The 19,283-nt window shown below is 71.4% G+C and carries 17 protein-coding genes; 16 read left to right on the top strand and 1 reads right to left on the bottom strand.

Going from position 1 to position 19,283, the window contains the following annotated elements; all coding sequences use genetic code 11:
- Positions 1–10: 10 nt before the first annotated feature.
- Positions 11–562, bottom strand: a complete 552-nt coding sequence (locus OHA81_RS09430) for a beta-class carbonic anhydrase (RefSeq protein WP_329194559.1) — start codon at positions 560–562, stop codon at positions 11–13.
- 341 nt (positions 563–903) lie between these two features.
- On the opposite strand from OHA81_RS09430, the gene rsmH reads away from it, so the two are divergent.
- The 16 genes from rsmH to OHA81_RS09350 all read left to right on the top strand — a co-directional run bounded on the left by rsmH (position 904) and on the right by OHA81_RS09350 (position 18,923).
- On the top strand, positions 904–1,833 hold the full coding sequence (rsmH, locus tag OHA81_RS09425) for a 16S rRNA (cytosine(1402)-N(4))-methyltransferase RsmH (protein WP_443056756.1): 930 nt from the start codon (positions 904–906) through the stop codon (positions 1,831–1,833).
- A gap of 77 nt (positions 1,834–1,910) precedes the next feature.
- Positions 1,911–2,324: a hypothetical protein gene (locus tag OHA81_RS09420; RefSeq protein WP_329202126.1), complete on the top strand. Its 414-nt coding sequence runs from the start codon at positions 1,911–1,913 to the stop codon at positions 2,322–2,324.
- A 90-nt stretch (positions 2,325–2,414) separates the two neighbouring features.
- Positions 2,415–4,385, top strand: a complete 1,971-nt coding sequence (locus OHA81_RS09415) for a peptidoglycan D,D-transpeptidase FtsI family protein (RefSeq protein WP_329194555.1) — start codon at positions 2,415–2,417, stop codon at positions 4,383–4,385.
- A 37-nt stretch (positions 4,386–4,422) separates the two neighbouring features.
- Positions 4,423–6,132 (top strand): UDP-N-acetylmuramoyl-L-alanyl-D-glutamate--2,6-diaminopimelate ligase, encoded by a 1,710-nt coding sequence (locus OHA81_RS09410; RefSeq protein WP_329194554.1) that lies wholly within the window; start codon positions 4,423–4,425, stop codon positions 6,130–6,132.
- Positions 6,129–7,547: a UDP-N-acetylmuramoyl-tripeptide--D-alanyl-D-alanine ligase gene (locus OHA81_RS09405; RefSeq protein ID WP_329194553.1), complete on the top strand. Its 1,419-nt coding sequence runs from the start codon at positions 6,129–6,131 to the stop codon at positions 7,545–7,547. The genes OHA81_RS09410 and OHA81_RS09405 overlap by 4 nt, the downstream gene beginning before the upstream one ends.
- Complete coding sequence (gene mraY, locus OHA81_RS09400; RefSeq protein ID WP_329194551.1) at positions 7,544–8,614, top strand: phospho-N-acetylmuramoyl-pentapeptide-transferase; 1,071 nt, start codon at positions 7,544–7,546, stop codon at positions 8,612–8,614. Before OHA81_RS09405 ends, mraY begins: the two co-directional genes overlap by 4 nt.
- Positions 8,596–10,131: a UDP-N-acetylmuramoyl-L-alanine--D-glutamate ligase gene (murD, locus tag OHA81_RS09395; protein ID WP_329194548.1), complete on the top strand. Its 1,536-nt coding sequence runs from the start codon at positions 8,596–8,598 to the stop codon at positions 10,129–10,131. The genes mraY and murD overlap by 19 nt, the downstream gene beginning before the upstream one ends.
- 69 nt (positions 10,132–10,200) lie before the next feature.
- Positions 10,201–11,616, top strand: a complete 1,416-nt coding sequence (gene ftsW / locus OHA81_RS09390; RefSeq protein WP_329194546.1) for a putative lipid II flippase FtsW — start codon at positions 10,201–10,203, stop codon at positions 11,614–11,616.
- Positions 11,617–11,622: 6 nt separating this feature from the next.
- On the top strand, positions 11,623–12,717 hold the full coding sequence (gene murG, locus OHA81_RS09385) for an undecaprenyldiphospho-muramoylpentapeptide beta-N-acetylglucosaminyltransferase (protein WP_190182127.1): 1,095 nt from the start codon (positions 11,623–11,625) through the stop codon (positions 12,715–12,717).
- Positions 12,718–12,732: 15 nt separating this feature from the next.
- Positions 12,733–13,575, top strand: coding sequence for a cell division protein FtsQ/DivIB (locus tag OHA81_RS09380; protein ID WP_443056486.1), 843 nt, complete (start codon positions 12,733–12,735; stop codon positions 13,573–13,575).
- A 279-nt stretch (positions 13,576–13,854) separates the two neighbouring features.
- Positions 13,855–15,060, top strand: a complete 1,206-nt coding sequence (gene ftsZ / locus OHA81_RS09375) for a cell division protein FtsZ (RefSeq protein WP_329194544.1) — start codon at positions 13,855–13,857, stop codon at positions 15,058–15,060.
- Positions 15,057–15,788 carry a peptidoglycan editing factor PgeF gene (pgeF, locus tag OHA81_RS09370; RefSeq protein ID WP_329194542.1) on the top strand — a complete coding sequence of 244 codons (732 nt, stop codon included), beginning with the start codon at positions 15,057–15,059 and terminating at the stop codon, positions 15,786–15,788. The genes ftsZ and pgeF overlap by 4 nt, the downstream gene beginning before the upstream one ends.
- Positions 15,789–15,791: 3 nt before the next feature.
- Positions 15,792–16,511 (top strand): YggS family pyridoxal phosphate-dependent enzyme, encoded by a 720-nt coding sequence (locus OHA81_RS09365; RefSeq protein ID WP_329194540.1) that lies wholly within the window; start codon positions 15,792–15,794, stop codon positions 16,509–16,511.
- A 164-nt stretch (positions 16,512–16,675) separates the two neighbouring features.
- A complete protein-coding gene (locus tag OHA81_RS09360) occupies positions 16,676–17,284 on the top strand; it encodes a cell division protein SepF (protein WP_329194538.1) in 609 nt (202 codons plus the stop codon).
- 60 nt (positions 17,285–17,344) lie between these two features.
- Positions 17,345–17,641 carry a YggT family protein gene (locus OHA81_RS09355; RefSeq protein WP_030155988.1) on the top strand — a complete coding sequence of 99 codons (297 nt, stop codon included), beginning with the start codon at positions 17,345–17,347 and terminating at the stop codon, positions 17,639–17,641.
- An 82-nt stretch (positions 17,642–17,723) separates the two neighbouring features.
- A complete protein-coding gene (locus tag OHA81_RS09350) occupies positions 17,724–18,923 on the top strand; it encodes a DivIVA domain-containing protein (RefSeq protein ID WP_329194536.1) in 1,200 nt (399 codons plus the stop codon).
- Positions 18,924–19,283: the final 360 nt, after the last annotated feature.

Raw genomic sequence — 19,283 nt, 5'->3', positions numbered from 1 at the left:
GCTGTGTCACTCAGGAGACGGGATCGATCTCCCGCAGGAGCCCGGTGTGTACGTCGAAGACGAAGCCTCGCACATCGTCCTTGAAGGGCAGGAAGGGGTTCGTCCGTACCCGCTGCATGGACTGGCGGACGTCCTGGTCCACGTCCCGGAAGGCCTCCACGGCCCAGGCGGGGCGCTGGCCCACCTCGTCCTCCAGCTCGTGGCGGAAGTCCTCGGTCAGGCTTTCGAGGCCGCAGCCGGTGTGGTGGATCAGTATCACCGTGCGGGTGCCGAGCGCTCGCTGGCTGATGGTGAGCGAGCGGATGGTGTCGTCGGTGACGACACCGCCGGCGTTGCGGATGGTGTGACAGTCGCCGAGTTCCAGACCGAGGGCCTTGTGCAGGTCGAGGCGGGCGTCCATACAAGCCACGACGGCCACGTGGAGCACCGGACGTGCGTCCATACCGGGGTCCGTGAACTGGGCGGCGTACCTCCGGTTCGCCTCCACCAGCCGGTCGGTGACCGAACGGCCGCCGGATGCCTTGGCTGCGGAGTCTGCGGGCAGGGATGCGGAAGTCGTCATGGATACGACGTTAGTGGTCACGGCCCCTCGCGGCACTGAGCGAGGGTGGACAAAGAAGGTCAACGGGACTTGGTGTGAGCTAACCCACAGGGGTGGGGCGGGGTCGGCCGTCCGGGTGATTGGCGGCTTTTGCGGGTTCCGTTCGAGCGGGGCGCACCGCGCGCGGGGCGGTTCGTTGACCGCGGCGACCGTTGCACTAAAGTGACGCGAACCGGCCGGAGCCCGGCCCCCACCGGCCGCCCGGCCCCCTGGTAACACTCCGCGTGCGCGGCGCGGCGTATGCCTGCCGCGCCGTTATCTGAGAGGGCGCTTTGACTAGCGAGTCCCGACATGTCCCGGTGATGCTCCAGCGGTGCCTGGACCTGTTGGCCCCGGCACTGGAGAGGCCCGGGGCCGTGGTCGTCGACTGCACCCTCGGCCTCGGCGGCCACAGCGAGGCCCTCCTCACCCGGTTCCCCGAAGTCCACCTGATCGGCCTGGACCGCGACAAGGAGGCCCTGCGGCTCTCCGGCGAGCGGCTCGCGCCCTTCGGCGAGCGGGCCACCTTGGTCCACGCCATCTACGCCGACCTCGCCGAGGTGCTGGACGGCCTGGGCATCCCCGCCGTCCAGGGCATCCTCTTCGACCTCGGCGTCTCCTCCATGCAGCTCGACGAAGCCGACCGCGGGTTCGCGTACGCGCAGGACGCGCCGCTGGACATGCGGATGGACCAGACGACGGGCATCAGCGCCGCGGAGGTCCTCAACACGTACGCGCCCGGCGAGCTGGTCCGCATCCTGCGCCAGTACGGCGAGGAGAAGCAGGCCAAGCGCATCGTCTCGGCGATCGTGCGCGAGCGCGGGAAGGAACCGTTCTCGAACAGCGCCCGGCTGGTCGAGGTGATCCGCGAGGCGCTGCCGCAGGCGGCGAAGCGTACGGGCGGCAACCCGGCGAAGCGGACCTTCCAGGCCCTGCGGATCGAGGTCAACGCCGAGCTGGCCGGGCTGGAGCGGGCCATTCCCGCGGCCGTGGACCGGATCGCGGTCGGCGGCCGGATCGCGGTGCTGTCGTACCACTCGCTGGAGGACCGGCTCGTGAAGCAGGTCTTCGCCGCGGGCGCGGCCTCCACCGCGCCGCCGGGGCTGCCGGTCGTGCCGGAGCGGTACCAGCCGAAGCTGAAACTGCTCACGCGCGGTGCGGAGCTCCCGACGGAGGAGGAGATCGCCGAGAACCGGCGGGCCGCCCCGGCGCGCTTCCGCGGGGTCGAACGCATCCGGGAGGCGCGACTGTGACCAAGCGCGGGCTGCTGCGGGGCGCGGGCGGCGGCGGGACGGGGGCCGGGCCGGGGACGGCCGGGCAGGCGGCGCGGATGCCGTTCGTCCTGCTGGTGGTGGCCCTGCTCGGCGGCGGGCTGATCAGCCTGCTGCTGTTGAACTCGGCGCTGAACCAGGGCTCCTTCCAGCTGAGCAAGCTCAAGAAGGAGACCACCGTCCTGCGCGACGAGCAGCAGGAGCTCCAGCGGGACGTCGACGGCTACTCGGCGCCGGACGCCCTCCAGCGCCGGGCGCACGAGCTGGGCCTGGTGCCCGGCGGGAGCCCGGTCTTCATCGGTCCGGACGGGAAGGTCGCGGGAACCCCTGCGGCGGCGGAGACACCGCCCCCGCCGTCGCCCCCGCCCGCCGCCCCGCCGGTTGCGCAGAGCCCGGCCGCATCGCCCGCCCCGCCGGCCGCGGCCGCCTCACCCACCCCGAGCCCGGCGGGCTCGCCCTCCTCCGGAAGGTGACGTCGTGAACCGAATCCAGCCCCGCCGGCTACGGGGGCCCGGGGCCCGGGGCACGTCCCCGGCGGCGGGCCGGCGCCACGGGGCGGGCACGTGAGCCCGCAGGTGCCGCGGCGGCGGGAGCCCGGCTTCCCGCGGGCGCGGGCCACGGGCCGCCCCGGAGCCCCACGCACACCGCACACCATCCGCCTCGGCAGCCCCAAGCCCCGGCTGCGCCTGGTCAGCGTGGCCCTGACCCTCGTGATGCTCGCCTTCGTCGTCCGGCTCCTCCAGGTCCAGGCCGTCGACGCCTCCGCGTACTCCGCCAAGGCCTCCGAGAACCGCTTCGCCAGCTACACCCTGGCCGCCGAGCGCGGGGAGATCACCGACCGCAAGGGCGTGGCCCTGGCCACCAGCGTCGACGCGTACGACATCACCGCCGACCCGAAGATGTTCACCCCGCAGGAGAGCAAGGCCCCCGACGCCCCGCAGCAGGCCGCCGCCCTCCTCGCGCCGATCCTGGGCAAGGACGCCAAGGAGATCGCGGGCCGGCTGGCGACCAAGAACAGCCGCTACGTCGTCCTCGCCCGCCGCCAGACCCCCCAGGTCTGGAACCAGATCAAGGACCTCCAGAAGGTCTTCGCCGACAAGGCGGCCGCCGACCGGAAGAACAACGGACCCGGCGCCAACGTCCTGGCCGGCGTGTTCAAGGAGGACAGCAGCAAGCGCGTGTACCCGAACGGCGACCTGGCCGCCGGGATACTGGGTTACGTCAACGCCGACGGCAAGGGCGGCGGCGGTCTGGAGTCCGCCCTCGACAGGAAGCTGGCCGGCAAGGACGGCGAACTGACCTACGCCCAGTCCGGCGGCCGCCGCGTCCCCACCGCCGGATCCAGCGAGAAGCCCGCCGTACCCGGCGAGGACATCGAACTGACCATCGACCGCGACATCCAGTGGGCCGCGCAGAGCGCGATCACCGAGCAGGTCGAGAAGTCCGGCGCCGACCGCGGCTACGTCATCGTCCAGGACACCCGCACCGGCGAGGTGCTGGCCATGGCCAACGCCCCCGGCTTCGACCCCAACGACCTCAGCAAGGCCCGCTCCACCGCCATGGGCAACGCGGCCCTCCAGGACGTCTACGAGCCCGGCTCCACCGCGAAGGTGATGTCGATGGCCGCCGTACTGGAGGAGAAGAAGGCAACGCCGCAGACGCACGTCGAGGTCCCCAACCGGCTCCACCGCGGTGACCGGCTCTTCAAGGACGACATCGACCACCCCACCTGGTACCTGACCCTCAACGGGGTCCTCGCCAAGTCCTCGAACATCGGCACGATCCTGGCCACCGGCCAGCTCGGCAGCACCCAGACCGAGGCCAACAAGGTCCTCTACTCCTACCTGAACAAGTTCGGCATCGGGCAGCCCACCGGCCTGAACTACCCGGGCGAATCCCGCGGCATCCTGGCCAAGCCCGAGGACTGGTCCACCTCGCAGCAGTTCACGATCCCCTTCGGCCAGGGCCTCTCCCTCAACGCCATGCAAGCGGCCTCGGTGTACTCCACGATCGCCAACGACGGGGTGCGGATCGAGCCGACCCTGGTGCGCGGCACCAAGGGCCCCGACGGCCGCTTCACCCCGGCGAAGGCGCCCGGGCAGACCCGCGTCGTCAGCAAGGAGACCGCCAAGACCCTCGCGCAGATGCTCGAATCCGTGGTCGACGACCAGGAGGGCACCGGCACCAAGGCGCGGATCCCCGGCTACCGGGTCGGCGGCAAGACCGGCACCTCCAACCGGGTGGATCCGGCCACCGGCCGCTACAAGGGCTACACCGCCTCCTTCGCCGGCTTCGCACCCGCCGACAACCCGCGGATCACCGTCTACTGCGCCATCCAGAACCCCACCAAGGGCAGCTATTTCGGCGGCCAGATCTGCGGACCGATCTACAAGAAGGTCATGGAGTTCGCCCTCAAGACCCTCCAGGTCGCCCCCACCGGAACCGCCCCCGCCGGGCTGCCCGTCACCTATGACGTCGCGCCCCCGCCGGCCCCGCAGCCCACACCCCGGACGGGCCCGCAGCCCGGCCAGTGAACCGACCGCCCAGCCCCAGACGCGTGAGGCACCATCAGTGACAACGATCACCCCGAAACCCGGGAACCAGTCGCCCGCCGACGCCGCGGCCGGGCCCTCGCTTCGCGAGGGGCCCGCCACGCCCGGTACGCTCACCGCCGTGTCCCACGCTGATCAGCCCAGAACGCCCCAGAAAGACGCCCCGGCAGCGCCGCCGGGAGCACCCCGGCCCGTCTCCGCCCGCCCGACCCCGCTGGGCGAGCTGGCGGAGCTGCTGGGCGTGCGCGCATCAGGAGCCGCCCCGACCGTGGAGAAGACGCGGATCACCGGCATCACGCACGACTCCCGTGCCGTGCGCCCCGGTGACCTGTACGCGGCCCTGCCCGGAGCCAAACTGCACGGGGCGGACTTCGCCGCCCAGGCGGCCGGCCTCGGCGCCGTCGCCGTGCTGACCGACCCGGCGGGCGCCGAACGCGCCGCCGCGACGGGACTGCCGGTGCTCGCCGTCGCCGACCCGCGCGGCCGGATGGGCGAGCTCGCCGCCGAGATCTACGGCCGGCCCGGCGAGGCCCTGCTCCAGCTCGGCATCACCGGCACCTCCGGCAAGACCACCACCGCCTACCTCATCGAGGGCGGCCTGCGCGGCGCCGGACGCTCGACGGGCCTGGTCGGCACCGTGGAGATGCGCATCGGGGACGAACGCATCAAGTCCGAGCGCACCACTCCCGAAGCCACCGACCTCCAGGCCCTCTTCGCCGTCATGCGCGAACGCGGGGTCGAGGCCGTGACCATGGAGGTCTCCAGCCACGCGCTGGTGCTCGACCGGGTCGACGGCTGCGTCTTCGACGTCGCCGTCTTCAACAACCTGAGCCCCGAGCACATGGAGTTCCACTCCGACATGGAGGACTACTTCCAGGCCAAGGCGCAGCTCTTCACCGAGCGCCGCGCCCGCCTGGCAGTGGTCAACGCCGACGACGAGTACGGGCGCCGCCTGGCCAAGGAGGCGACGATCCCGGTCGTCACCTTCTCCGCCTCGGGCGACCCCGCCGCCGACTGGCGCGCCGAGGACGTGGTCCTGGGCGCCGCCGACTCCACGCTCACCCTGCTGGGCCCGGGCGGACAGCGCGTACGGGCCACCGCCCCGCTGCCCGGCCCGTTCAACGTCGCCAACACCGTCGCCGCGATCGTCACGCTCGCCGCCGCCGGCGTCGACCCGCAGACCGCCGCCGACGGCGTCGCCGCCGTCCCCGGGGTACCGGGCCGACTGGAACGGGTCGAAGCGGGACAGCCGTTCCTGGCCGTCGTGGACTACGCGCACAAGACGGACGCCGTCGAATCGGTGCTGCGGGCGCTGCGCGAGGTCACCCGGGGCAAGCTGCACATCGTCCTCGGCTGCGGCGGCGACCGCGACACCACCAAGCGCGCCCCGATGGGCGCCGCGGCCGCCCGCTTCGCCGACACCGCGATCCTGACCTCCGACAACCCGCGCTCGGAGGACCCCCTCGCCATCCTCGCCGCGATGTTCGAAGGCGCCGTCTCCGTACCGCCCGCCGAACGCGGCGCCGTCCTGGTCGACGCCGACCGGGCCGCGGCCATCGCCGCCGCAGTGGCGCGCGCCCGGCCCGGTGACACCGTCCTGGTGGCCGGCAAGGGCCACGAGCAGGGCCAGGACACCGCAGGCGTCGTCCGTCCCTTCGACGACCGCGCGGTGCTCCGCGCCGCCATCGAACGCCAACAGCAGGCCGACCAGGCCGAGGTGACCCCGTGATCCCCCTCTCCCTCGCCGAGATCGCCGACATCACCGGCGGGCAGCTCCACGACATACCGGATCCGTCCGTCCTGGTCACCGGCCCCGTCGTGTTCGACTCCCGCCAGGTGGAGGACGGCAGCCTGTTCGCCGCCTTCGTCGGCGAGCGCGTCGACGGCCACGACTACGCCGCCACGGCCATCGAGGCGGGCGCCCGCGCCGTCCTCGCCACCCGGCCCGTCGCGGTGCCCGCCATCGTCGTCCCCGACGTCGTCGCGGCGCTCGGGGCGCTGGCCGGCGCCGTCGTCGCCCGGATCGGCACCGACGTGGTGGCCCTGACCGGCTCGGCCGGCAAGACCTCCACCAAGGACCTCATCGCCCAGGTCCTCCAGCACCACGCGCCGACGGTGTGGACGCCGGGCAACCTCAACAACGAGATCGGCCTGCCGATCACCACGCTGCGCGCCACCGAGGAGACCCGGCACCTGGTGCTGGAGATGGGCGCCCGCGGCATCGGCCACATCCGCTACCTCACGGGGCTCACCCCGCCCCGCATCGGTCTCGTGCTGAACGTGGGCACCGCCCACATCGGCGAGTTCGGCGGCCGCGAGGCCATCGCCCAGGCCAAGGGCGAGCTGGTCGAGGCGCTGCCGTCCGAGGCCGAGGGCGGCGTCGCCGTCCTGAACGCCGACGACCTGCTGGTACGCGCCATGTCCGCCCGGACGAAGGCCCGTACGGTGCTCTTCGGCGAGGCCGAGGACGCCGACGTACGGGCCACCGACGTCCGCATGACGCCCCAGGGGTGTCCTTCGTTCACACTCCACACACCCACCGGGTGCAGTGACGTGACCTTGCGGCTGTACGGTGAGCACCACGTGTCGAACGCGCTCGGCGCGGCCGCGGTCGCCCATGTCCTGGGCATGTCCGCCGAGGAGATCGCCACCGCGCTCTCCGGGGCGGGCACCCTGTCCCGGTGGCGGATGGAGGTCACCGAGCGCGCGGACGGCGTCACGATCGTCAACGACGCCTACAACGCGAACCCCGAGTCCATGCGGGCCGCTCTGCGAGCGCTCGCTGCCATGGGCTCCGCCGCACAGGCGAACGGGGGCCGCACGTGGGCGGTGCTCGGCCCCATGGCCGAGCTCGGTGACGACGCGCTCGCCGAACACGATGCGGTGGGACGGCTTGCCGTCCGGCTCAACGTGAGCAAGCTCGTCGCAGTCGGGGGCAGGGAAGCGTCCTGGTTGCAACTGGGCGCATATAACGAGGGTTCGTGGGGTGAGGAGTCGGTGCTCGTGTCCGACGCACAGGCGGCGGTCGACCTGTTGCGCAGTGAACTGCGCCCGGGGGACGTCGTGCTGGTGAAGGCTTCCAGGTCGGCCGGTCTGGAGCGGGTCGCACAGGCTCTGCTCGAAGGCGAGGCCTCCGACCGATGAGGCAGATCCTGTTCGCCGGTGTCATCGGCATGTTCCTCACCGTCATCGGTACCCCGCTGCTGATCAAGCTGCTGGCCCGCAAGGGCTACGGCCAGTTCATCCGCGACGACGGCCCGCGCGGCCACGCAGGGAAGAAGGGCACGCCCACCATGGGCGGCATCTCCTTCATCCTGGCCACGCTCATCGCGTACGCCCTCACGAAGGTGATCACCGGGGAAGAGCCGAGCTTCTCGGGTCTGCTGGTCCTGTTCCTGATGGCGGGCATGGGCCTGGTCGGTTACCTCGACGACTACATCAAGATCGTCAAGCGGCGTTCGCTCGGCCTGCGGGCCAAGGCCAAGATGGCCGGCCAGCTGATCGTCGGCATCGCCTTCGCGGTGCTCGCGCTCCAGTTCAAGGACTCGCGCGGGCTGACCCCGGCCTCCACCAAGCTGTCGTTCGTCACGGACTTCGGCTGGGCGATCGGCCCGGTGCTGTTCGTGGTGTGGGCCCTGTTCATGATCCTGGCCATGTCCAACGGCGTGAACCTGACGGACGGCCTGGACGGCCTGGCCACGGGCGCCGCGGTGATGGTCTTCGGTGCGTACACCTTCATCGGTGTCTGGCAGCACCAGGAGTCCTGTGTGAACGCGCAGGACCTGACCAACCCGGCGGCCTGTTTCGAGGTCCGTGATCCGCTGGACCTCGCGGTCGTCGCCTCCGCGCTGATGGGCGCCTGCTTCGGCTTCCTGTGGTGGAACACCTCGCCCGCCAAGATCTTCATGGGCGACACCGGTTCGCTCGCGCTCGGCGGCGCGCTCGCCGGCCTGGCGATCTGCTCCCGCACGGAGTTCCTGATCGCCCTGCTCGGCGGCCTCTTCGTCCTCATCACGATGTCGGTCGTCATCCAGGTCGGCTCCTTCAAGATGACCGGGAAGCGCGTCTTTCGGATGGCCCCGCTCCAGCACCACTTCGAACTCAAGGGGTGGTCCGAAGTCCTTGTGGTGGTCCGCTTCTGGATCATCCAGGGCATGTGCGTGATCGTGGGCCTCGGACTCTTCTACGCGGGATGGGCAGCGGACAAGTGAGCACCACCGACCTGGCCGGCCTGATCGGCCCCGACGCCTTGGGCCGCTTCGGTCTGCCGGGCCGGATCACGGTGGCCGGCCTCGGCATCAGCGGCATCAGCGCCGCCCGGGCGCTGGCCGGACTCGGCGCGACGGTGACCGTCGTCGACAACGGCGACGGGGACGCGCACCGCGCGAAGGCGGCCGAACTCGCGGAGCTCGGCGTCGAGGTCCGCCTCGGCCTCCTGCCCGACGGGGCCCGGGCCGGGGAGGTCCTGCCCGAGGGCACGGAACTGGTCGTCACCTCGCCCGGCTGGCAGCCGCAGTCCCCGCTCTTCCTGGCCGCCGCCGAGGCGGGCGTCGACGTCGTCGGCGACGTCGAGATCGCCTGGCGGCTGCGCGAGGCCGGCCGGGAACTTCGCGCGGCCCGCACGGGCGAACCGCAGCCGGACCCGGCCCCGTGGCTCGCCATCACCGGTACCAACGGCAAGACCACCACCACGCAGATGCTCGCCTCGATCCTGCGGGCCGCGGGCCTGCGGACGGCGGCCGTCGGCAACATCGGCACCCCCATCATCGACGTGGTGACCGGCGAGGAGCAGTACGACGTGCTCGCCGTCGAACTCTCCAGCTACCAGCTGCACTGGGCGCCCTCGGTGCGCGCCCACTCGGCGGCCGTGCTCAACCTGGCCCCCGACCACCTCGACTGGCACGGCTCCATGGAGGCGTACGCCGCCGACAAGGGCCGCATCTACGAGGGCAACACCGTTGCCTGCGTCTACAACGTCGCCGACCGGGCCACCGAGGAACTGGTCGAGAAGGCCGACGTCGAAGAGGGCTGCCGCGCCATCGGGTTCACCCTCGGCGCCCCCGGCCCCTCCATGCTCGGCGTCGTCGACGGCATCCTCGTGGACCGCGCCTTCGTCGAGAACCGGCAGAAGAACGCCCAGGAGCTCGCCGAGGTCGGGGACGTCAACCCGCCGGCCCCGCACAACATCGCCAACGCGCTCGCCGCGGCCGCCCTGGCCCGCGCCTTCGGCGTCAAGCCCCGTGCCGTCCGCGACGGCCTGCGCGACTTCCGCCCCGACGCCCACCGGGTCGCGCGCGTGGCGGAGGTGGAGGGGGTCACCTACGTCGACGACTCCAAGGCCACCAACACGCACGCCGCGGAGGCCTCCCTCGCCGCGTTCGAACCCGTCGTCTGGATCGCCGGCGGTCTCGCCAAGGGCGCGACCTTCGACGAACTCGTGCAGAAGTCGGCGAAGCGGCTGCGCGCGGTGGTGCTGATGGGTGCCGACCGTGCCCTGATCGCGCAGGCGCTGGCGCGACACGCCCCGCAGGTCCCGGTCGTGGACCTCGACCGGACCGACACTGGGGCGATGCTCGCAGCGGTCCGGGAAGCGGCCCGGTTCGCCGAGCGCGGCGACACGGTCCTGCTGGCACCTGCCTGCGCCTCGATGGACATGTTCGCGAACTACAACGAGCGTGGGGACGCGTTCGCCGACGCGGTACGCGAACTGGCCGCCGAGAGCGCCTAGGTCGAACCAGGGCAGGCGTCCCTCCCCGACCGGCTGCTCGCCCCGTACGAGTGGAGGGGAAGATCACAGATGCCGGCCAGACAAGTCCTGCCGGGGCGGCGGCCGTCCGCCACGAAGGCCGTGAAGGCCGTCAAGGCGGTCCGGGCCGCCACCTCCGTGAAATCGGTCCGGGCACAGGGCCGCAAGCGCCCGGCGGCCCGCCCCGGCGGCCCTGCGGGGCGCGGGCCGCTCGCCGGGCTCCGGCGCACGCAGTGGCAGTTGCGCAAGGCCTGGGACCGCCCGCTCACCGCGTATTACCTGATTTTCGGCAGCTCGTTGCTCATCACCGTCCTCGGACTGGTGATGGTCTACTCCGCCTCCATGATCAAGGCGCTCCAGCTGGGCCTGGGTGACGCCTACTTCTTCAAGAAGCAGTTCCTGGCCGCCCTGATCGGCGCCGGCCTGCTGCTGGTCGCCTCCCGGATGCCCGTCAAACTGCACCGGGCGCTCTCCTATCCGGTGCTCGCGGGAACCCTCTTCCTGATGGTCCTGGTCCAGGTTCCCGGGATAGGGGTGTCGATCAACGGCAACCAGAACTGGATCTCCCTCGGCGGCCCGTTCATGCTCCAGCCCAGTGAGTTCGGCAAGCTGGCGCTGATCCTGTGGGGCGCCGACCTGCTGGCGCGCAAGGGCGAGAAGGGGCTGCTGAGCCAGTGGAAGCACCTGCTGGTGCCCCTCGTGCCGGTGACCTTCCTGCTGCTGGGCCTCATCATGCTCGGCGGGGACATGGGGACCGCCGTGATCCTCGGGGCGATCCTGTTCGGGCTGCTGTGGCTCGCCGGGGCGCCCACGCGGATGTTCGCGGGAGTGCTGGCCTTCGCGGGTGTGATCGTCGTACTGCTGATCAAGACCAGTCCGCACCGGATGGACCGGCTGGCCTGCATCGGTGCGACAGAACCGGGCAAGAACGACCTTTGCTGGCAGGCCGTCCACGGGATCTACGCTCTCGCGTCCGGTGGATGGTTCGGTTCCGGTCTGGGTGCCAGTGTGGAAAAATGGGGGCAACTGCCCGAAGCGCACACGGACTTCATCTTTGCCATCACCGGTGAGGAACTGGGTCTCGCGGGGACGCTGTCGGTGCTCGCCCTGTTCGCGGCTCTAGGCTATGCGGGTATCCGCGTGGCCGGACGCACGGAGGACCCCTTCGTACGGTATGCCGCGGGAGGCGTGACCACATGGATCACGGCGCAGGCCGTGATCAACATCGGTGCGGTGCTCGGTCTGCTGCCGATCGCCGGGGTCCCGCTCCCGCTGTTCTCCTACGGAGGGTCAGCCCTGCTGCCGACCATGTTCGCGATCGGACTGCTCATCGCCTTCGCGCGGGAGGAGCCGGCCGCGCGCGCGGCGCTCGCGATGCGGCAGCCGAAGAACGGCCGGCCGTGGAGCGGGCTGAGATGGAAGTCGATGAGACGGCGCGTCACAAGGCGTCCGTCCGGAGAGCGGTGAATTTCGGTGCATGTCGTACTCGCCGGTGGGGGGACCGCCGGCCACATCGAGCCGGCGCTCGCCCTCGCGGACGCCCTGCGCAGGCAGGACCCATCCGTGGGCATCACCGCCCTCGGCACGGAACGCGGACTCGAAACCCGCCTCGTGCCCGAGCGCGGCTACGAGCTGGGGCTGATCCCCGCCGTACCGCTGCCCCGCAAGCCCACCCCCGAGCTGATCACCGTCCCCGGACGGCTGCGCGGCACGATCAAGGCGGCCGAGGAGATCCTGGAGCGCACCAAGGCCGACTGCGTCGTCGGCTTCGGCGGCTACGTGGCCCTGCCCGGCTACCTCGCGGCCAAGCGCCTCGGGGTGCCGATCATCGTCCACGAGGCCAACGCCCGGCCGGGACTGGCCAACAAGATCGGCTCCCGCTACGCGCACGCCGTCGCGGTGTCCACCCCGGACAGCAAGCTGCGCGGCGCCCGCTACGTGGGCATCCCGCTGCGCCGCTCGATCTCGACCCTGGACCGGGCCGCCGTGCGCCCCGAGGCGCGCGCCGCGTTCGGGCTGGACCCCAACCTGCCGACCCTGCTGGTCTCCGGCGGCTCGCAGGGCGCCCGCCGCCTCAACGAGACCATCCAGGCGGTCGCTCCGACCCTCCAGCGCTCGGGGATCCAGATCCTGCACGCGGTCGGCCCGAAGAACGAACTGCCGCGTGTCGACAACATGCCCGGGATGCCGCCCTATGTCCCGGTACCGTACGTGGACCGGATGGACCTCGCGTACGCCGCCGCCGACATGATGCTGTGCCGCGCGGGCGCGATGACCGTCGCCGAACTCTCCGCCGTCGGGCTCCCGGCCGCCTACGTACCGCTGCCGATCGGCAACGGTGAGCAGCGGCTCAACGCCCAGCCGGTGGTGAAGGCCGGCGGTGGCCTGCTCGTCGACGACGCGGAACTGTCCCCCGAGTGGGTGCTCGGACAGGTCCTTCCGGTGCTGTCCGATCCGCACCGCCTCTACGAGATGTCCCGCGCCGCCGCCGAGTTCGGTCGCCGGGACGCCGACGACCTGCTCGTCGGCCTGGTCTACGAGGCGATCGCCGCACGCAGTAACCGCTAACCAGGAGGCACCGCAGTGGCCGGAGCGACGACCGCGCAGCGAGGCAATCCGGGCTCCGGCCGGCCCCGCCCCAAGGGCGGGGGCTCCGGCGCTCCCAAGCCGCCCGGCGGGCCGAAGCAGTCGAAGCGCACCGGCCCGCGGGGCCCCGGCATCAGATCGCGCCGGGTCCTCGCCCTGGCCGCGCTCGTCGCCGCGGTGCTCCTGGCCGCCGGCGGCACCTGGGTGCTCTACGGATCCTCCTGGCTCCGCGTCGAGAAGGTCACCGCCACCGGCACCGAGGTGCTCAGCGAGCAGCAGGTGCTGGCGGCGGCGGCCGTGCCCGTCGGCGCACCCCTGGTGAGCATCGACAGCGACGAGATCGAGGGCCGGCTCCGCCGCCGGCTGCCCCGTATCGATTCGGTCGACGTGGTGCGCGCCTGGCCGCACGGAATCGGTCTGAAAGTGGCGGAACGCAAACCGGTCCTGCTCATCAGGAAGGACGCGAAGTTCGTCGAAGTGGACGCTTCGGGTGTGCGATTCGACACGGTCGCGAAAGCACCCGCCGGTGTCCCCGTCCTCGAACTGGCCGCGGAACGCTCGCCGAGCGGCCGCCGCTTCGACGCGGAACGGCTGCTGCGCGAGGCGGTGGGCATCGCGGGAGGCCTCCCCGAAGCCGTCGCCAAGGAGGCCGTGCAGGTCAAGGTGGAGTCCTACGACTCGGTCGTGCTCCAGCTGACACGGGGCCGGACGGTCGTGTGGGGGAGCGGCGAACTGGGCGAGGCGAAGGGGCGGGCGCTGACCGCTCTGCTCAAAGCCGCGCCGGGCGCGGGGCACTTCGACGTGAGCGTCCCCACCGCCCCTGCCGTGTCCGGGAGTTGACGTCCGGTCGAACGGCGACGCACCCTGGTTGGCCAGCGATACGGGTGATCACATAGGGTGAAAAGAAAAACGGGAGGTTCGGCGTGTTCGTTGAACACGCGCTACTTGTCGACTTAGTGTCCTGTTCGGAAGAGTCCAAGGAACAGACACACGCTTAACCCTAAACTTCAGGGTTAGGGTTCGGGTCGGCGCGGTCGGACCGTCCCACATTTCGGCATCAGTCGTCGCACCGCAGGCCCGCGAGGCGGCGACACGTAATCGAGGCGAGAGGCCTTCGACGTGGCAGCACCGCAGAACTACCTCGCAGTCATCAAGGTCATCGGTGTCGGCGGCGGTGGTGTCAATGCCATCAACCGAATGATCGAGGTCGGTCTCAAGGGTGTCGAGTTCATCGCCATCAACACGGACGCCCAGGCGCTGTTGATGAGCGACGCCGACGTCAAGCTCGACGTCGGCCGCGAACTCACCCGGGGCCTCGGCGCCGGCGCCAACCCGGCCGTCGGCCGCAAGGCGGCAGAGGACCACCGCGAGGAGATCGAGGAGGTCCTCAAGGGGGCCGACATGGTCTTCGTCACCGCCGGTGAGGGCGGCGGCACCGGCACGGGCGGCGCACCCGTCGTCGCCAACATCGCCCGTTCGCTGGGCGCCCTGACGATCGGTGTGGTCACGCGGCCGTTCACCTTCGAAGGCCGGCGCCGCGCGAACCAGGCGGAGGACGGCATCGCCGAACTCCGCGAAGAGGTCGACACCCTCATCGTCATCCCCAACGACCGCCTGCTGTCGATCTCGGACCGCCAGGTCAGCGTCCTCGACGCGTTCAAGTCGGCCGACCAGGTCCTGCTCTCGGGCGTCCAGGGCATCACCGACCTGATCACCACCCCCGGCCTGATCAACCTCGACTTCGCGGACGTCAAGTCCGTGATGTCCGAGGCGGGCTCGGCCCTGATGGGCATCGGCTCGGCCCGCGGCGACGACCGCGCGGTGGCGGCGGCGGAGATGGCGATCTCCTCGCCGCTCCTGGAGGCCTCCATCGACGGGGCCCGGGGCGTCCTGCTCTCCATCTCCGGCGGCTCGGACCTCGGTCTCTTCGAGATCAACGAGGCCGCGCAGCTGGTCAGCGAAGCGGCGCACCCCGAAGCCAACATCATCTTCGGTGCCGTCATCGACGACGCGCTCGGCGACGAGGTGCGGGTCACCGTCATCGCGGCCGGGTTCGACGGCGGACAGCCCCCGGCCCGCCGGGACAACGTCATCGGCGCCGCGTCCACCAAGCGCGAGGAGTCGGCCCCGGCTCCGGTCCGCGCCGCCCCCGAACCGGTCCGCCCGGCTTTCGGCGGACTCGGCACGGTCACCCCCCGTGAGGACCCCCCGGCCCCGGTCGAGGTCCCCGCGGAGGCGGCCGCCCCGGCACCGCAGGTCCCCACGGCCCGTCCCTACGCGGACAGCCCGGCCGAGGAACTGGACGTACCGGACTTCTTGAAGTGACGCTGGCACACCACAGCGAGAACGGCGCGCACTTCGCCTTCACCGACAGGTGGGGCGGGGTGAGCGCCGTTCCGTACGAGGAGCTCAATCTCGGCGGCGCGGTCGGAGACGACCCGGCCGCCGTTCGCACGAACCGGACGCGCGCCGCCGAATCCCTGGGCGTCGCGCCCGGGCTGGTGGTCTGGATGAACCAGGTGCACGGCCGGGACGTGGCGGTGGTCGACGGACCGTGGGACCCGGACCGGGAGGTCCCGGCGGTGGACGCGCTGGTGACCGGCCGCCGGGGACTGGCCCTCGCGGTGCTCACCGCCGACTGCGTACCGGTCCTGCTGGCCGACCCGGTCGCCAAGATCGCGGGCGCGGCCCACGCCGGGCGGCCCGGGCTGGTCGCCGGCGTGGTGCCGGCCGTCGTCGAGGCGATGACCGCCCTGGGCGCCGATCCCGCGCGCGTGATCGCCCGTACCGGACCGGCCGTCTGCGGGCGCTGCTACGAAGTGCCCGCCGAGATGCGGGCGGCGGTCGCGGAGGTGGTTCCGGCCGCCTGGGCCGAGACCAGTTGGGGAACGCCCTCCGTGGACGTGGTCGCCGGGGTGCACGCGCAGTTGGCCGAGGCGGGGGTGGCCGAAAGCCGGCGGTCCCCGGTCTGCACACTGGAGTCGCGGGACCACTTCTCGTACCGCCGTGACCGGGTGACCGGCCGGCTGGCCGGATATGTCTGGTTGGACTGAAATATGATGGACCGTAAGTCGGAACTCGCGCAGAACTTGGCGCGGGTGGAGGGGCGGATCTCGTCCGCCTGCGCCGCGGCCGGCCGTGCGCGGGATGAGGTGACGCTGATCGTGGTCACCAAGACGTATCCGGCGAGCGACGTACGACTGCTGGCGGACCTGGGTGTCCGTCATGTGGCCGAAAATCGCGACCAGGACGCCGCCCCCAAGGCTGCGGCCTGCGCGGATCTGCCGCTGGACTGGCACTTCGTCGGCCAGTTGCAGACGAACAAAGTCCGTTCCGTGGCGGGTTACGCGCACGTGGTGCAGTCGGTCGACCGGCCCAAGCTCGTCACGGCGCTGTCCGCGGCGGCGCAGCACACGGGGCGCGAACTCGGCTGCCTCGTACAGATCGCCCTCGACGCCGAGTCGGGCGAACGGGGGGCGCGGGGAGGGGCGGCGCCCGACCTGCTCCCGGAACTGGCGGACCTCGTGGCCGCGGCACCGGGACTGCGGCTCGACGGTCTCATGACCGTGGCCCCGCTGGCGGGCTCCTACGCGGGGCGCGAACAGGCGGCCTTCGAGCGGCTGATGGAATTGTCATCCGGCCTGCGCGCCGACCATCCGGCTGCCACGATGGTGTCGGCCGGAATGAGCGCGGACTTGGAACAGGCCGTGGCGGCCGGTGCGACACATGTGCGCGTCGGCACTGCGGTACTCGGCGCGAGACCCCGGCTCGGGTAACGTCGCGAAGAAAGTCGGACCACAGCAGAAAATATGGTCATTTCCGCCGATGAGCGGACAGGCCACGTGGATCGCGGGCAGTTGGTGACAATACCGACGAAGCCTTCGCTGGCACAGCGGCACCTGCGACAGGGCGATCCACCACAGAGCGGAGGACTCGGAGAATGGCCGGCGCGATGCGCAAGATGGCGGTCTACCTCGGCCTCGTGGAGGACGACCGGTACGACAATCCGGGGTACGACCCCGATGACGAGTTCGAGCCCGAGCCGGAGCCGGAGCGGGATCGCCGGCGTCAGCCACCCGCGCACCAAACGCCCGTAACGGACGAACCGGTACGGGCGGTACAGCCTCCGGCGCAACGGGAACCCACCCCGGCACCAGTGGAAAACGGACGTCCGGCGCGAATCGCACCCGTGGCATCCATCACACCTGACCGCACCAGCATGGAGAAGAACGCCCCCGTGATCATGCCCAAGGTCGTCTCCGAGCGGGAGCCGTACCGCATCACGACGCTGCACCCGCGGACGTACAACGAGGCCCGTACCATCGGGGAACACTTCCGTGAGGGCACTCCGGTGATCATGAATCTCACGGAGATGGACGACACCGACGCGAAGCGTCTGGTCGACTTCGCCGCCGGCCTCGTGTTCGGTCTGCACGGCAGCATTGAACGCGTGACACAGAAGGTGTTCCTGCTGTCGCCTGCTAACGTCGATGTAACGGCGGAGGACAAGGCCCGCATCGCGGAGGGCGGGTTCTTCAACCAAAGCTAGACCGATCCGTCAGACACGGGGCCGGGAACAGAGCGGGAGCAGGGGAGAGGGAAGCGCGGGATGGGCGTCGCACTGCAGGTGGTCTACATCGCGCTGATGTGCTTCCTTATCGTGCTGATCTTCCGACTGGTCATGGACTACGTGTTCCAGTTCGCACGCTCATGGACACCCGGCAAGGCGATGGTGGTCGTTCTTGAGGCCACCTACACTGTCACCGATCCACCGCTCAAGCTTCTCCGGCGTTTCATCCCGCCGTTGCGTCTCGGGGGCGTGGCACTCGACCTGTCCTTCTTCGTTCTGATGATCATCGTTTACATCCTCATCAGTTTCGTGAGCACCGCTGCGAGAAGCGTGTGAACGATGAGCTTCTCCGCGCGCGCGGGGACGATCCCGATACGGTCTTGCCGACTGCCGACGACTACGTAGAGGTGAAGAAGACATGCCGCTGACTCCCGAGGACGTGCGGAACAAGCAGTTCACGACCGTCCGCCTCCGAGAAGGCTATGACGAGGACGAGGTCGATGCCTTCCTCGACGAGGTCGAGTCCGAACTGACGCGCCTGCTGCGCGAGAACGAGGACCTGCGCGCGAAGCTGGCCGCCGCTACGCGAGCCGCCGCGCAGAACCAGCAGCAGCAGGGCATGCGCAAGCCCGAGCCCCAGGACCAGCGAGGCCCCGGAGGCCCCGTCCCGGCGGCCATATCCGGCCCGCCGCAGCAGCAGCCGCAGATGGGCCCGCCGCAGCTGCCGGGCGGCCAGCCGCAGCTCCCCGCCGGCCCCGGCGGCCACGGCCCGCAGGGCCCCGGCCCGATGGGCGGCCCCATGCAGCAGCACGGCATGGGCGGTCAGCCGCAGCAGATGGGACAGCAGCAGCAGATGGGCCAGCAGCCCATGCAGCAGCAGTCCATGGGCGGCCAGAACCCGCTCGGCCAGCCCATGGGGCAGCAGATGGGCCAGCAGATGCAGCCGATGGGGCAGCAGATGCAGCCCATGGGCCAGCCCATGCACCAGCAGCAGCCGCAGCTCCCGCAGCAGGGCCCCGGTGGCGACAGCGCCGCCCGCGTCCTGTCGCTCGCGCAGCAGACCGCCGACCAGGCGATCGCGGAGGCCCGCTCCGAGGCCAACAAGATCGTCGGCGAGGCCCGTAGCCGCGCCGAGGGCCTGGAGCGGGACGCCCGTGCCAAGGCCGACGCGCTGGAGCGGGACGCGCAGGAGAAGCACCGCGTCGCGATGGGCTCCCTGGAGTCCGCCCGCGCCACGCTGGAGCGCAAGGTCGAGGACCTGCGGGGCTTCGAGCGCGAGTACCGTACGCGCCTCAAGTCCTACCTGGAATCGCAGCTGCGCCAGCTGGAGACCCAGGCCGACGACTCCCTCGCCCCGCCGCGCGGTCCGTCCGGTCCGGCGCTGCCGCCGTCGCCGGCCCCCTCGATGGCTCCGGCCGGTGCGATGGGCCACTCCATGGGCGGCCCGTCCCCCATGGGCGGTCCCTCCCCGATGGGCGGCGGTCCGTCCTACGGCGGTCAGCAGCAGATGTCCCCGGCGATGACGCAGCCGATGGCTCCGGTGCGGCCGGCTGCGCCGCAGCCGATGCAGGCGCCGTCTCCCATGCGGGGCTTCCTGATCGACGAGGACGACAACTAAGCGGTACGCCTCTTCGGCGACAGCAGCAGTCACGGGCCGGGCCCGGTTCCCCTTCGGGGGCACCGGGCCCGGCCCGTTTCCCGCCACCGGGGGAAGGTGTCTTCGGGTGCGGCGCCGTTGCCGGGGCTCCGCCCCGGGCCCCGCGCCTCAATCGCCGGCGGGGCTGGTTTGGGCGGGCGGGGTCTGCGCGCCATCGGGCCTTGGGGTACGGCGCCGTTGCCGGGGGCTCCGCCCCGGGCCCCGCGCCTCAATCGCCGGCGGGGCTGGTTGTGGGCGGGCGGGGTTTGGCCGGGGCTCGGGCGCCGGCGGGGCGGGTTGTGGGCGGCTCGGTTCGGGGGTCGGGCGCCGGGGGGATACGGG

Origin of the sequence: Streptomyces sp. NBC_00667 (assembly GCF_036226825.1) — a bacterium.
Classification (GTDB): Bacteria; Actinomycetota; Actinomycetes; order Streptomycetales; family Streptomycetaceae; genus Streptomyces.
Note: the sequence above shows the minus strand (reverse complement) of the source record. Positions and strands in the feature narration are given on the sequence as shown.